Genomic DNA, 14120 nt, shown 5'->3' with positions numbered 1-14120 from the left:
AGGCCCCCATGCCCGACCTTCCCCTGCTGGACGGCAGGCAATTGCAGTTGATGGACCTGCTCTACAGCACCGGCAGCGTTACGCGCACCGCCGAAGCGCTGGGCCAGACCCAGCCCACGGTCAGCATCTGGCTGGCCCGGCTGCGCACGCAGCTGGGCGATCCGCTCTTCGTGCGCACCCCGCAGGGCATGCTGCCCACGCCGCGCGTGGAGGCCATGATCGCGACCGTGCGCAGCGTGCTGCAGGGGCTGCGCTCCATCGCCGCCGAATCGCAGCAGTCGGTCTTCGACCCCGCGACCATGCCGCGTCGGTTCCGCATCTTCATGACCGATGCGAGCCACATCACTCTGCTGCCGCGCCTCTTCTCGCAGGTGCGCGCCCTGGCGCCGGGCGTGTCGCTGGAAGCCGCGCCCATCCACGCCGGCATGGGCGCGGAACTGGAATCGGGCGCCGCGGATCTGGCGCTGGGCTTCATCCCCACGCTGGATGCGGGCTTCTATCAGCAAGCCCTCTATGACCAGGACTGGGTTTGCCTGGCGCATCCTGACCACCCCCGCATCCGCCCTGGCGCCTTCGGCCTGGACGACTACAGCCGCGAAGCGCATGCCGGCATCGTTTACGGCACGGGGGCCCAGTTGCTCGACGCCACCATCCGCCGCCTGGGCGTCGAGCGCCGCCTGGCGCTGAGCCTCCCCGGCTTCCTGGGCCTGCCGGCCATTCTCTCCACCACCGACCTGATCGCTACGCTGCCCCGCCACATCGGCGAAACCCTGGCGGCCATCGGCGGCCTGCAGGTGCTGGACTGCCCGGTCCCCATTCCGGGCTTCCAGGTCCGGCAGCACTGGCATGCGCGGTTCCATCAGGATCCTGGCAACCGCTGGTTGCGGGGTGTCTGTTCCGGGCTTTTTCTCCGTTCATCTGAGAGAGCCCAGCCAGGCCGTACAGGGGACTGACGGCGCTACTGCGTGGCATCGCTGCTTTCTGATGAAACCATCTGCATGCGCACGCCCGCTCTCGGCCCAGCGGTAACCGATCCGGTGGTCAGTTAATAGACTGGCCGCCCCAGCCATTTGCTCGCCCGCGATATCCCGTAATTCACCAGGCAATACAGCCCCGCCACCACGAGATACACCGGTACCAGCGAGTGGTAGTTCGCGATGAGCACCTTGGCGTTCTGCATCAGTTCCCCATAGGTCACGACATAGCCGAAGGTGGTGTCTTTCACCACGATGACCAGTTGCGCGACCAGGGCCGGGACGATGTAGCGCAGGGCCTGGGGAAAGACGATGGTGAAGAAGACCTGCGTTTCGGTGAGCCCCAGGCTGCGGGCGGCGTCGGTCTGCCCGCGGGGGACGGCGAGCACGCCGGCGCGATAGACCTCGGCCACCACCGCAGCGGTGCTCAGGGCGATGGGCAAGGTCAGCATCCAGTAGGTGCTGAGCTTGATGCCGGTCGAGGGCAGCACCAGAAAACACAGGTAGATGAGCAGCAGCGTCGGCGTGCCGCGCAGGAATTCGATGGCCGCGATGCTGGGCCAGCGCAGGATGCGGGGCCGCGCCAGGCGCCCGGCCATCAGCACCAGGCCCAGGGCCAGGGCGATGGCGGCGCCCATCGCCGCTGACTGCAGTGTGCCGAGCAGGCCCTTGGCGAGGAAGGCCCAGGTCGTGGGCCAGGCGAAGAATTGCCAGAGCCGGCCTTCCAGTTGCCCGGCGGAATGAAAGCGGTAGGCGATGCCGGCGGCCAGCAGGAGCAGCAGGCCCGCCGCGATCACGCTGACCACCTGGGTGATGGTGCGTGCCCGGGGGCTGGGCGTGCCGAACAAGGTGTCTTCCAGCGATCGGCTCATCGCAGTATGCGCACTTTGTTGTCCAGCATGGCGCCGGCCCAGGCGATGAGCAGGCCGGTCGCCACATACATCGCGGCGGCCACGGCGAATGCGGCCATGCCGGCGGCGGAGTCGTTGGCGAGCTTGGAGACGAGCGCGGTCAGCTCCCGGCCCGGCATGGGCACCTGCGATGCGAGCGAGGTGGACAGCATCAGCGCGATGAGCAGCGAGGTCATCGGCTGCACCACCGAGCGCAGCGCCTGCGGCAGCACGACCGAATAGATGATCCGCGCGGGCCGCATGCCCAGGCTGAGCGCGGCCTCGATCTGGCCGCTGGGGATGGTGTTGATGCCCGCGCGCAGGTAGTCGGCCGTGAAGGCGGAGCAGACCAGGACCAGCGTGAGGATCACGCTGGGCTCGTAGTCGATCACGAATTCGAGATCGGGCAGCGCGAACACGATGAAGATCAGCAGCGCCACGCTGGGGATGTTGCGGAAGACCTCGACGTAGAACGTGAGAAAGCCGCGCAGCGGGGGCAGCGGAAAGAGCCGCAGCGCCGCCACGGCCACGCCCAGCACGACGCCGGGCACGAACGACAGCGCGGTGAGCTTCCACGTCAGCAAAAGGGCCTGCCAGAAGGCAGGCCCATGGTCGGCGAGGAGCCTGGAGATGTTGTCGCCCATCGTTCCGTTCGGTCAGGTCAGGGCAGGGCGGGCGGCGTCGGCACGGCCGTGCTGCCGGTGCGCTGGCCGATGGAGATGGTCCAGAGCTTGGCCCAGGTGCCGTCGGCCTCGATCTTCTTCAGGAAGGCGTTGACGAAGGCCACGCCGTCGGAGCCCTTGCGCAGGCCGATGCCGTAGGGGTCTTGCGCGCCGAAGGGCGTGCCCGCGAGCTTGGCGTCGCCGGTGCCCAGGCTCAGGGTGTTGAGCAGCAGGGTGTAGTCGGTCACGTAGGCGTCCACGCGGCCCTGGCGCAGCGAATCAAGCGCTTCTTGGTGCGTCTGGAATTCCTGCACCGTGCTCTTGGGCGCGAACTGCGCGAGGATCGCCGGACCCGTGGAGCCGGCCTGCGTGGCGACCTTCTTGCCGGCCAGGTCGTTGTACGACTGGATGGACTTGTTGTTCGCCTTGACCAGCACCCCGGCCTGCGAGGTGTAGTAGGGGCCTGCGAACGAGATCTTCTCGGCGCGGGCGGGCGTGATGGAGTAGGTGGCCACGACCAGGTCCACCTGATCGTTGATGAGCACCTGTTCTCGCGTGGACGAGTTCACCTGCGTGAACTGGATCTTGGCGCCATCGCCCAGGATGTAGCGCGCGAGGAGCTGCGACAGGCCCGCGTCGAAGCCGCGCATCTTGCCGTCCTTTTCGTTGAGCAGCGAGAACAGGTTCGAGGTCTGCGTGCCGCCCAGGCGCAGCGTGCCCGCCTGCTTGATCTTGGTGGCCCACGGGCTGGCTGCGATGGCTTCGGCCGTGGCGACGGGACCTTTGGCCACCAGGGCGTCGAACGCGGCGGCATCGATGGGGGCGCCTTGTGCGAAGAGCGATCCACTGCCCGCCAGCGCCAGCGTCGCCACGGCGGATTTCAGAACGGTTTTGATGGGCACGTGGTCCTCCTGGATGGTGATGTGTTGATTCGGGCAATGTATAGCACTGCCATAGGCCTGCCGATGTGGGTGAATGGCTGCAAATGGTGCGCAGCGGCCGCCCGCTAGCCCTGCTTGCCGGCCTCTACCAGCTTCACCAGCACCCAGAGCGCCTGGTTCACCGGAGTCGCCACCCCCAGCGCCTTGCCGCGCTGCACCACGTAGCCGTTGAGATGGTCGATCTCGCTGGGCTTGCGCCGTGCCAGGTCCTGCGCGGTGGACGACAGCTGCCCCGGCATGGTCGCTGCAATGCCCCGCACGGCGGCGCGCACGTCACCCGGGATGCGGATGCCGTCAGCCTCCGCTACGGCCAGGCATTCGGCCACCAGGTCTTCGATCACATCGGCCACGCCGCTTGTCTGCACCAGCCGGCCGTAGGGCTGCTGCGAGAGCGCCGAGAGGGCGTTGTAGGCGCAGTTGATGACCAACTTGGCCCAGAGCGCGCCGCGCACGTTGCCTGACACTTCAGTGGCGATGCCGGCCGCGCTGAACTGCTGCGCAACGGTGGCGCTGGCGGGCGAGGGCGCGATCACCAGCTCACCCCGGCCGTGGTGCCGCACGTGGCCGGGACCGGCCATTTCGGTGGCGACATAGACCACGGCGGCGGCCACGGCGTGCGCATCGCCCAGAACGGCGCGCACGCGCTCGTCGTTGTCCACGCCGTTCTGCAGCGTGAGCACCAGGGCGCCGGGCGCGAGATGCGGGCGGATCTGGCGGGCGGCGTCTTCGGTGTCGGTGGATTTGACGCAGAACAGCACGACGTCGGCGCCGCGCACCGCGGCGGGGGCGGTGTCGGCCGCCATGGGCACGTATTCGTTCAGCGCGGCGGTCTGCAGCCGCAGGCCGTGCGCACGGATGGCTTCGATGTGCGCCTGCCGGCCGATCAGCGTGACCGCATGGCCGGCCCGCGCCAGCAGGGCGCCGAAGTAGCAGCCGACGGCGCCGGCGCCCATCACGGCGATGCGCAGCAGCGGCGGGGCGGTGGTTGCGGTGGTGGCTGCGACGGGGGTGGCGGGCTGCGGTGCGGTCATGGGGCTCTTCTCCTCAAGGGCGGCCAGGATCGTACGACGGAGCGGGGTGCATTGCAGTGCGGCCGGTTGGCGCCGGGAGGCCGGGGCACCCCTGTGGGCGTTGCGCCGGGCTTATGAAAGAATTCCTTTCGGCTCTTCATGCCCCTCGCCCCGCTGCCCCTCGATTCCTCCCGCTCTTTCCCGACGCCATGACGCCGCCTCTCACCCCGACGCCCGCTTCGGCGAACAGCGATGCCCAGGGCTTTCCGGCGCTGGCGGCGCAGCTGCGCCCGCTGCGGGCCCTGCTGGGCGTGGTCCGCCACGGCAGCACCACGCAGGCCGCCCGCGCCATGCACCTGTCGCAGCCGGCCGTGGCGCGGGCGGTGCAGCAGCTGGAGGCCGCCTGCAGCGTGCCGCTCTTTCAGCGCGGCGCGCGCGGCATGATGCCGACGGCGCCCGGCAGCCAGTTGGCTGCGCGCACCGAGGCCCTGCTGGCGCACCTGACCACCGGCGCGGCCGAAGCGCATGCCGCCGCCGTGTCCGTGTCGGGTGGCCGCCGCCGCGTGCCGGTGCCGCCGCGGTTCGCCGACACCGTACCCGCCGGGCAGTTGCGCGCGCTGGTGGCGATCGCTGGCTGCGGCAGCGAATCCCTGGCCGCAAGGCGCTTGGGCATCGGCCAGCCTGCTGTGCATGCGGCGCTGGCGGGGCTGGAGGGCGCCCTGGCCCTGCCGCTTTTCTACAAACTCTCCTTCGGCACCCGTCTGACGCCTGCAGGCGAGGCGCTGCTGCGCCGCGTGAAGCTGGCGCTGGCCGAGCTGCGGGGCATGGAGAGTGATCTGTCCGCCTGGCGCGGCGCTGTCCGGGGCCGCGTGGTGGTGGGCGTGCTGCCGCTCTCGGTGGGCATCTTCCTGCCGCGTGCGGTGGAGGATCTTGCGGCCAGCCACCCGGACATCGAGGTCGCCATCGTGGACGGCACCTACGAGAGCCTCATGCAGCAGTTGCTGGGCGCGGACATCGACGCCATCGCCGGGGCCCTGCGCTCGGATGCGCCGGCCGACGAGGTGCGGCAGCTGCACCTGTTGGACGACGAGCTGGTGGTGGTGGCTCCCGCAGGCCATGCGGTATTGCGCCGCAAACGCCTGCAGCTGGCCGATCTGCTGCAGTGGCGCTGGGTGACGCCGCTGCCCGGCACGCCGGCGGACCAGGCCCTGGTGCGGCTCTTCGCCAGCCAGGGGCTGGAGCCCCCGCGTGGCGACTTGCGTGCGAGCAGCCCCGTGATGACGCAGGCTTTCGTCCTGCAGACCGGCCGGTTGGCGCTGGCATCGCGCGGCGAATCGCTGCGGCACGACCACGGCGGGCAGCTGGAGATCGTTCCAGTGAAGCTGCCTTCCACACGCCGGCGCATCGGGCTGGCGACGCGCGCCTTGAGCGTCGCCTCGCCCGATTTGCAGTTGTTCCTGCAGGCCTGCAGCCAGGCCGTGGGCACCCGGCCTGCGTAGGCCCTGCGCTGGCTATGCGCAGCGCAGGCCGTCAGCGCTGCATCCACGTGGCCAGGGCGCGGCTGACCTGCCCGGGCTGCTCCATGGTGCTCATGTGGCCGCTGTCTTCGATCACCACCAGCTCCGAGCCGGGGCATAGCGCCTGCATGCGTTCATGGCGGGACAGGGGGCTCCAGCTGTCCTGCCGGCCGCAGGCCAGCAGGGTGGGGCACTGCAGGCTCTGCAGCACAGGGCTGGCGTCGGGGCGGTTCAGCAGGGCATCGATCTGCGCGGCGAACAGGTCGGGCGTGAAGCGTGCCACCATGTCCAGCACTTCGGCGAAGAGTGGCGTGTCCAGTCGTGACGGGTGGACCATGCCCCGCGCCCACTGTGTGCCCATGGCACGCATGCCGTGCTCGCGCGCGATCTGCAGCAGCGCCATGCGCTTGTCGCGTTCGGCGATGCCGGCCTCACCCGGCGCGATAGGCTCCATGCCGGTATCGAGCAGGGCCAGGCGCTCGATGCGTTCCGGCGCCATGCTGGCGATCGCCAGCGCCACGCGGCCGCCCATGGAGTGGCCTGCAAGCGCGAAGCGGGGCGCAGCAATGCCGTCCAGCACCCGGCGGGCCATGGCTTCGATGCTCGAACAGTCGCCATACGAGGGCACGATGCAGTCGGCGAAATCGAGGGCCCTGGCCTGCTCGTGCCAGACGGCTTCGTCGCATAGCAGGCCGGGCAGCAGTACCAGGCAGGGGGAACTCATGCGGGGTTCTCCAGATTCGGTCAGGCAGGGAGTGTGGCGTTGGTCATCAGTGCGCGCCTGCGACCTGCCCACGCTGCGGCTGGCTACGGCTGGCGCCGGCAGCCATCACCGCCAGCGCGGCGGCGATGAGCGGCAGGGCGAACACGTAGTAGAGCGATGCAGGTTGCCAGCCACCATCCAGCAGCAGGCCGGCCATGGTCGGCGCGAGGATGGCACCCAGGCGGCCGATGCCGATGGCCCAGCCCATGCCAGTGGCGCGGACTTCAGCCGGATAGGTGGAAGGCACCAGTCCATAGAGCCCCGCCATGCAGGCGAACAGGAAGACGCCCATGCCGACGGCCGCGGCGAAGGCCCAGCCCAGGCTGGCCGAGGCCATGCCAAACAGTGCGGTGAAGAGCGCGTTGAGCAGCAGGCTGCCGATGGCCAGATGCCGTAGCTGGGCCTTGAGTGCCAGCAGGCCGAAAAGGCTGCCGCCCGCGATGCCCCCCAGGTTCAGCAGCACGCCGCCGGTCACGCCCTGCTGTGCGGAGAGGCCCGCCTGCACCAGCAGTTTGGGCGTCCAGCTCAACGAGAAATAGACGTTGAACATCAGCAGGAAGAAGCCGATCCACAGCATCAGCGTGGGGCGGGCCAGGCCGTTGCGAAACAGCGCCGCCACCGTGTTGCCGCTTTGCGCGGCGTGGCTGCCGCGTGCGGTCGCCGGCAACTGCTGCAGGGCGGGGCGGCCCATGAGTGCCATCAGGCTGTTGAGTTTGTCCAGCGCGCCAGCCGGGCGGCGGGTGACGAGGAAGTCCACGGACTCGGGCAGACGCCACAGCACGATGGGCACCATCAGCGCCGTGGTCACCCCGCCGAACACGAAGACCGAGCGCCAGCCGTGGTGGCCCAGCAGCCAGGCGGCCATGAGCCCGCCCAGGGTGGCGCCGATCGGGTAGCCCGTGGCTTGCAGCGCGATGGCCGTGTTGCGCCACTTGCTGGACGAATACTCCGCCGTGATCACCCCCACGCTGGCCAGCATGCCGCCGATGCCCAGTCCTGTGATGCCCCGCAGCGCCGCCAGTTCAGCGTGGTTGCGCGCGGCGGCTGACAGCAGCATGCCCAGCGACACGATGGCAAGGCACAGCAGGATGACGGGCTGGCGGCCATACCGGTCGGCCAGCGGCGCGATCAGCAGCGAGCCGATGGCCATGCCGATGAGCCCCGCGCTGAACAGCACGCCCAGCTGCGCTCCACCGAGCTTCCATTCCGCCGCGACGGAGGAGGCCGTGAAGGCCATGACCAGCACGTCGAAGCCGTCCAGCATGATGAGCATGATGCAGATGGCGATGGCCAGCCACTGGAAGGACGTCATCGCGCCTTCATCCAGATTCTTTCGGATGTCTGTCATACAAGTCCTTGTCGGATCAGGTTGTCTCTGTGCCCGGTGCCGCATCTGCAGGTCGCTTCTGTGCGGTGCGTCTGTCGGCCGTGCCGGGTCGTTGTGGGGCTCTTGTCGGCTTTTTTGTGGCTCGGCTGTGCAGGGGGCGCGTGCACCAGGGCCCGCTCAGCACCGCCAAGCGCAGTATTGCGGGGATGCCCCTGCCGCACCAATGCCGATGGGCGTCCCAGCGATGCGTTTTGCTGATGGGGTGGGGTTGCGGATATGACTGGATGTCACTGGGGAGGCCAATCGGGCCGGGCATGAAAAAAGCCCCGGCCGGTGGGCTCGGGGCTTGGGGTGCGCTCAGGCAGGCGGGGCCTGCCTTGAGGCTGGGTCGACCGATCAGAGCGAGTCGATGAAGCTGCGCAGCTTGTCGCTGCGGCTGGGGTGCTTGAGCTTGCGCAGCGCCTTGGCTTCGATCTGGCGGATGCGTTCGCGGGTCACGTCGAACTGCTTGCCCACTTCTTCCAGCGTGTGGTCGGTGGACATCTCGATGCCGAAGCGCATGCGCAGCACCTTGGCTTCGCGCGGCGTGAGGCCGTCCAGGATGTCTTTCACCACGTCGCGCAGGCCGGCCTGCATGGCGGCATCGATCGGGGCGGTGTTGGCACCGTCCTCGATGAAATCGCCCAGGTGGCTGTCGTCGTCGTCGCCGATCGGCGTTTCCATGGAGATCGGCTCTTTGGCGATCTTCATGATCTTGCGGATCTTGTCCTCGGGAATTTCCATCTTCGCGGCCAGGATGGAGGCGTCCGGCTCGAAGCCGAATTCCTGCAGATGCTGGCGCGAGATGCGGTTCATCTTGTTGATGGTCTCGATCATGTGGACCGGGATGCGGATGGTCCGCGCCTGGTCAGCGATCGAACGGGTGATGGCCTGGCGGATCCACCACGTTGCGTAGGTCGAGAACTTGTAACCGCGGCGGTATTCGAACTTGTCCACCGCCTTCATGAGGCCGATGTTGCCTTCCTGGATCAGATCCAGGAACTGCAGGCCGCGGTTGGTGTACTTCTTCGCGATGGAGATCACGAGGCGCAGGTTGGCCTCGATCATTTCCTTCTTGGCATCGCGCGAGGACGATTCGCCCTCGTTCATGCGCTTGTTGATGCTCTTGAGCTCGGTCAGCGGCACCACCACGCGCGACTGCAGGTCCATCAGGCGTTGCTGCAATTCCTGCACGGGCGGGATGTTGCGCTGCAGCACGGTGCTCCAGGGCTTGCCGGCGGCGGCCTGCTTCTCGACCCACTTCAGATTCAGCAGGTTGGGCGGGAATTCCTTGATGAAGACGTCCTGGGGCATGCCGCACTTGTCCACGATGATGCGGCGCAGCTCGCGTTCCTTCTTGCGCACGTCGTCCACCTGGCCGCGCACCATGTCGCACAGCTTCTCGATGGTCTTGGCGGTGAAGCGGATGGTCATCAGCTCGGCCGACAGGGCCTGCTGGGCCTTCATGTAGGCGGGCGTACCGTAGCCTTCCTTGTCGTAGATCTTGTGGACCTTCTCGAACAGCTCGCGCATGGTGTCGAAGCGCGAGAGCGCCTCGCGCTTGAGTTCTTCCAGCTTCTTGGTCAGCGCCTTGGAGCCGCCCTTGCCGTCGTCGTCGTCCTCTTCGTCGAATTCGTCGAAGTCTTCTTCGGCCACGTAGTCGTCGGCTTCGTTGGGGTTGGAGAAGCCGTCCACGATGGTGGAGATCACGACCTTGCCCTCACGGATCTCCTCGCCCATGGCCAGGATCTCGGCGATGGTGGCGGGCGAGGCGCTGATGGCTTCCATCATGGCCTGCAGGCCGCCTTCGATGCGCTTGGCGATCTCGATTTCGCCTTCGCGGGTCAGCAACTCCACCGTGCCCATTTCGCGCATGTACATGCGGACGGGGTCGGTGGTGCGGCCGAATTCGCTGTCCACGGTGGAGAGCGCGGCTTCGGCCTCTTCCTCCGCTTCCTCGACGGTAGCGGCCGTAGGCGTCACGTTGTTCTGGAACAGCGTTTCGGCATCGGGCGTCTGCTCGTACACGGCCACGCCCATGTCGTTGAGCATGGTGACCACGACTTCCATGGTCTCGGCATCGACCAGCTTGTCGGGCAAGTGATCGGAGATTTCGACCTGCGTGAGATAGCCGCGCGTCTTGCCCAGCGTGATCAGGGTTTTCAGGCGCGAGCGGCGCTTGGCCAGGTCTTCTTCGGACAGGACGGTTTCGTCCAGGCCGAATTCCTTCATCAGCGCGCGTTCCTTCGCCTTGCTGATCTTCATGCGCAGCGGCTTGACCTTCTCGGCCGGGGCGGCTGCGGCCGCTTCGGGTTCGGCCTCGACCTCGCCTTCGAGGTCCGCTTCGATGTCGGACAGGTCAGCATCGTCCGCGACGTCGGAGTCGGCTGCTGCCTTGGGCTTGCGGCCACGCTTGGCCGGCGTCTTGGCTGCGGCGGCAGTGCCGGCGGCCTTGGCTGGTCGGCCCGGGCGCTTCTTGGGCGCGGCCTCGTCGTCGCCTGCGGCGGCGGCAGGAGCCGCCTTGGCGCGGGCGGGCTTTTTCTTCAGCAATTCATCGGCAGCTTTGATGAGCTCGGCAGAACTTTTCACAGGTACGGTCTTGGTCTTGTTGGCTGCGGCACCGGCGGCGGACGGAGCGGCCACGGCTTTCGCGGAGGCTGGCGCAGCGGATTTTGAAACGGCCTTGGCGGCGGGTGCTGCGGCGGACTTGGGCGACTTCGCGGACTTTTGAACGGGCATGGACAACCTCAAGGATCAAAGACGGACACACAAAGAAAACGCAAGCGCCACTATTTCCCGGCGCGGGTGGCACGGCGCGGGCTCGCTGCCCGCGCGGCTGGAGAACGCCATGAGTCTCTTCAGGGCAGTGAAGAGGGCTCAAGGTTCTCGGTGGCAAGATGTCTGGGCGAACATTTGGTGTGCAGTCCTTGCGGCAGGTGGGGCGGTTGTGCGCGTTCGTCACGGTTGCCCCGGGGCCGGAGGTATTGCTGTCGCTCTTGCCGGTGAACCCTACATTATACCGGCACGGCCGATTTCAAGGGTTGCATGAAAGCTGCAGGTCCGCTAGGCGCGTCAGGCGGCACGCAGGGGGATGCCGCGCAGTTCCTTGATGCGCAGCTCCAGCGCCTGGTAGCGCGCCAGGGCGTCCGGCTCGCGGGTGATGCGCGTGACCAGTTCCTTTTGTTGCCGCATGAAGTCTTCGATGAGCATGCGGTCGAGCAGGCCACGCAGTTCGCCGCGCAGTTCGGCCGTGTCGCCTTCGGTCTGGGCGTGCGAGCCTGTCATCACGCGTTCGGCCGTGGCGGCGCAGGCGTGGCCGCGCAGGCTTTCGAGCAGCAGGGCCCAGGGCTGAGGGCCGTGCTCGTGCAGTTGGCCTTCCAGCCAGGTGAAGAGCGGGCCGTGGGGCGCCGGTTGGGCGCAGAGCGTCGCATGGTCTTCGTGCGACAGCTCTTCCATGAACTCCATGTGCGAGAGCAGCAGCCGCGCCGCGTGGTCCGCGCGGCTGGCGAGCGGGGTGCGCGGCAGCGGCGGCTGGGCCGGGCGGTCGTCTTTCTTCCAGCGGCTTTTCCAGTCGCCTTTCTTCCAGTCGCCACCCTTGTTAAAGGGTTTGCGCGGGTAGCTCGTTGCGCCAGCTTCGGCTCCCGGATGCCAACCGCCATCGGCGGCGGACCCTTGGCCCCACGGCGGCTCGTCGGCATAGGGGGCGTACTCTTCCTGCGCCGGCCGTGCCGCGCCGCCGCTAGCGCCCCCGCGTGACGCATCCTGCGCGCCGGTCTGCTGCCAGAGCTCGGCCAGGTCCTTGGCGTTCAGCTGCCCCAGCTCGCCCAGCTCCGAGAGCAGCTGGCGTTTCAGTGCGCCATCGGGCAGCGCGGACCACAGCGGTCGGGCGTTGCTCAGCATGTGGGCGCGGCCTTCGGCCGTACCCAGGTCGCAGCCCTCGCGTGCGGATTCGACCAGGAAGCGGCTCAGCGGCATGGCGTCGCCCACATGGCGCGCGAAGGCGTCGGTGCCGTATTCGCGGATGAAGCTGTCGGGATCGTGCTCCGCCGGCAGAAAAAGGAATTTCACGCTGCGCGTATCGCTGGCATAGGGCAGGGCTCCGTCCAGCGCCTTGCGTGCGGCGCGGCGGCCGGCTGCGTCGCCGTCGAAGCTGAACACCACCATGTCGGTGAAGCGGAACAACTTGTGGACGTGCTCGGCCGTGCAGGCCGTGCCCAAAGTGGCGACGGCATTGGGGAACCCCAGCTGGGCCAGCGCCACCACGTCCATGTAGCCTTCGGTAACCAGGGCGAAGCCGTGCTCGCGGATCGCGGTGCGGGCTTCGTAAAGGCCGTAGAGCTCGCGCCCCTTGTGGAACACGGGCGTTTCGGGTGAGTTGAGGTACTTGGGCTTTTCGTCTCCCAGCACCCGGCCGCCATAGCCGATGCACTCGCCCTTGACGTTGCGGATGGGGAACATCACGCGGTCGCGGAAGCGGTCGTAACGCTTGCCGCCGTCTTCCTCGTTGACGATGACCAGCCCGCTTTCTTCCAGCAGCGGGTCGTCGTATTGCGCGAACACGCTGGCCAGGCCCCGCCAGCCTTCGGGGGCATAGCCCAGGCCGTAGCGCTTGGCCACGGCCCCGGACACGCCTCGGCCCTTGAAATAGGCGATCGCCCGGGGCGAATCGCGCAGGTGGCGGCGCCAGGATTCGCCGGCTTTCTCCAGCACGTCGGTCAGCGTCGCCTGCTTCTGCCGCTGTGCGGCGGCGCGCTCGCGCTCCTGCGGGGAGACGTGGTCATCGGGCACTTGAAGGCCGGTCTGCTGGGCGAGGTCGTGGACGGCTTCCACGAAGCCCATGCCGGCGTGGTCCATCAGGAAGCCGATGGCATTGCCGTTTTTCCCGCAGCCGAAGCAGTGGAAGAACTGCTTGGATGGGCTGACGCTGAACGAAGGCGACTTCTCGCCGTGAAAGGGGCACAGGCCCATGAAATTCGCCCCCGCCTTCTTGAGCGGCACGTACCGGCCCACGACATCGACCACATCGACGCGCGAGAGCAGCTCTTGGATGAAAGACTGGGGAATGGACACCCGCGCATTTTCGCTGATGGCGGGGATCGAGCCGATGCGCACGCTCGCTTCGGTCGAGGTCTTGTCCTTCAAAAACAATCGACGCGTCTTGTTACCCTTTGGCACATGTCGCTCGTCCTACCTCTTCGGCCCGAGTTTGGGGCCGCGGCCCGTTCCACCCCGTCACCCTGCGGCCTGTGTCGTGATGCGGCTGCGCTGGACTTCACCTTCACGATGGCGTTCCAGCCCATCGTGAACCTGCGCGAACGCAAGGTGGTGGCCTATGAGGCCCTGGTGCGCGGCACCGACGGCAGTGGCGCCTACAGCGTGCTGCAGCGCGTGACGCAGGACAACCGCTATGCCTTCGACCAGCTCTGCCGCGTCAAGGCGGTGGAGCTGGCCAGCCGTCTGGGGCTGGAGGGCATGCTGCACATCCTCTTCCTGCCCAACGCGGTCTATCAGCCTGAGACCTGCATCCGCGCGACGCTGATGGCGGCAGAGCGCTGTGGCTTTCCGATCGAGCGGATCGCCTTCGAGGTGGCCGAGCAAGAGAATGTGGTGGACAAGGCCCACCTGAAGCGCATCCTGCAGTCCTACCAGCGCAGGGGCTTTCGCACGGCCATTGACGACTTCGGGGCCGGTTATGCCGGACTCGGCCTGCTGGCCGATTTCCAGCCCGACCAGATCAAGATCGACATGGGACTTGTGCGGGGCGTCGACGCCGACCCCGTGCGTCAGGTGATCGTGAAAGCCATTCTGGGCGTGTGCCTTGCACTGGACATCGAGGCGCTGGCCGAGGGCGTGGAGACCGTGGCGGAGCTGCAATGGCTGCAGGCTCAGGGCGTGAATATCTTCCAGGGCTACCTGTTCGCCCGACCCGAGATCGAGGCGCTTCCGCAGGTCAGCTGGCCCTGAGGCGCCCGCCGCCCGTGCTGTCGTGCGGGTGCG

11 protein-coding genes are annotated in these 14120 nt (G+C 67.7%); 3 read left to right on the top strand and 8 right to left on the bottom strand.

Annotated features, from left to right (window positions below; genetic code table 11):
- Nucleotides 1–8 precede the first annotated feature (8 nt).
- A complete protein-coding gene (locus AC3A84_RS13220; RefSeq protein WP_487970185.1) occupies nucleotides 9–953 on the top strand; it encodes a LysR family transcriptional regulator in 945 nt (314 codons plus the stop codon).
- 92 nt (nucleotides 954–1045) lie between these two features.
- Here AC3A84_RS13220 and AC3A84_RS13215 read toward each other — a convergent pair whose 3' ends face one another.
- From AC3A84_RS13215 to AC3A84_RS13200, 4 genes are all read right to left on the bottom strand, one after another.
- Nucleotides 1046–1846 (bottom strand): amino acid ABC transporter permease, encoded by an 801-nt coding sequence (locus AC3A84_RS13215; RefSeq protein ID WP_487970184.1) that lies wholly within the window; start codon nucleotides 1844–1846, stop codon nucleotides 1046–1048.
- Complete coding sequence (locus tag AC3A84_RS13210) at nucleotides 1843–2508, bottom strand: amino acid ABC transporter permease (RefSeq protein ID WP_487970182.1); 666 nt, start codon at nucleotides 2506–2508, stop codon at nucleotides 1843–1845. Before AC3A84_RS13210 ends, AC3A84_RS13215 begins: the two co-directional genes overlap by 4 nt.
- Before the next feature lie 17 nt (nucleotides 2509–2525).
- Entirely contained in the window at nucleotides 2526–3428 is a 903-nt protein-coding gene (locus AC3A84_RS13205) for a glutamate ABC transporter substrate-binding protein (RefSeq protein WP_487970180.1), read from the bottom strand.
- Between the two features lie 104 nt (nucleotides 3429–3532).
- Nucleotides 3533–4498, bottom strand: coding sequence for a ketopantoate reductase family protein (locus AC3A84_RS13200; RefSeq protein WP_487970178.1), 966 nt, complete (start codon nucleotides 4496–4498; stop codon nucleotides 3533–3535).
- A gap of 188 nt (nucleotides 4499–4686) precedes the next feature.
- Between AC3A84_RS13200 and AC3A84_RS13195 the strand changes: the two genes are divergently transcribed.
- Nucleotides 4687–5976: a LysR family transcriptional regulator gene (locus AC3A84_RS13195; protein ID WP_487970177.1), complete on the top strand. Its 1290-nt coding sequence runs from the start codon at nucleotides 4687–4689 to the stop codon at nucleotides 5974–5976.
- Between the two features lie 31 nt (nucleotides 5977–6007).
- Here the strand turns inward: AC3A84_RS13195 and AC3A84_RS13190 are convergent, their stop codons facing one another.
- The 4 genes from AC3A84_RS13190 to dnaG form a co-directional block, all read right to left on the bottom strand.
- Entirely contained in the window at nucleotides 6008–6718 is a 711-nt protein-coding gene (locus AC3A84_RS13190; RefSeq protein WP_487970175.1) for an alpha/beta fold hydrolase, read from the bottom strand.
- A 46-nt stretch (nucleotides 6719–6764) separates the two neighbouring features.
- Nucleotides 6765–8105 (bottom strand): MFS transporter, encoded by a 1341-nt coding sequence (locus tag AC3A84_RS13185; RefSeq protein WP_487970174.1) that lies wholly within the window; start codon nucleotides 8103–8105, stop codon nucleotides 6765–6767.
- A gap of 375 nt (nucleotides 8106–8480) precedes the next feature.
- Nucleotides 8481–10862: an RNA polymerase sigma factor RpoD gene (gene rpoD, locus AC3A84_RS13180; RefSeq protein ID WP_487970173.1), complete on the bottom strand. Its 2382-nt coding sequence runs from the start codon at nucleotides 10860–10862 to the stop codon at nucleotides 8481–8483.
- Nucleotides 10863–11195: 333 nt separating this feature from the next.
- On the bottom strand, nucleotides 11196–13193 hold the full coding sequence (gene dnaG, locus AC3A84_RS13175; RefSeq protein WP_487970582.1) for a DNA primase: 1998 nt from the start codon (nucleotides 13191–13193) through the stop codon (nucleotides 11196–11198).
- Between the two features lie 213 nt (nucleotides 13194–13406).
- On the opposite strand from dnaG, the gene AC3A84_RS13170 reads away from it, so the two are divergent.
- Nucleotides 13407–14087, top strand: coding sequence for an EAL domain-containing protein (locus tag AC3A84_RS13170; protein ID WP_487970171.1), 681 nt, complete (start codon nucleotides 13407–13409; stop codon nucleotides 14085–14087).
- Nucleotides 14088–14120: the final 33 nt, after the last annotated feature.

The sequence above is a fragment of the Paracidovorax sp. genome (assembly GCF_057642795.1).
The sequence above is the reverse complement of the archived record's forward strand: the minus strand, read 5'-3'. Positions and strand labels throughout refer to the sequence as shown.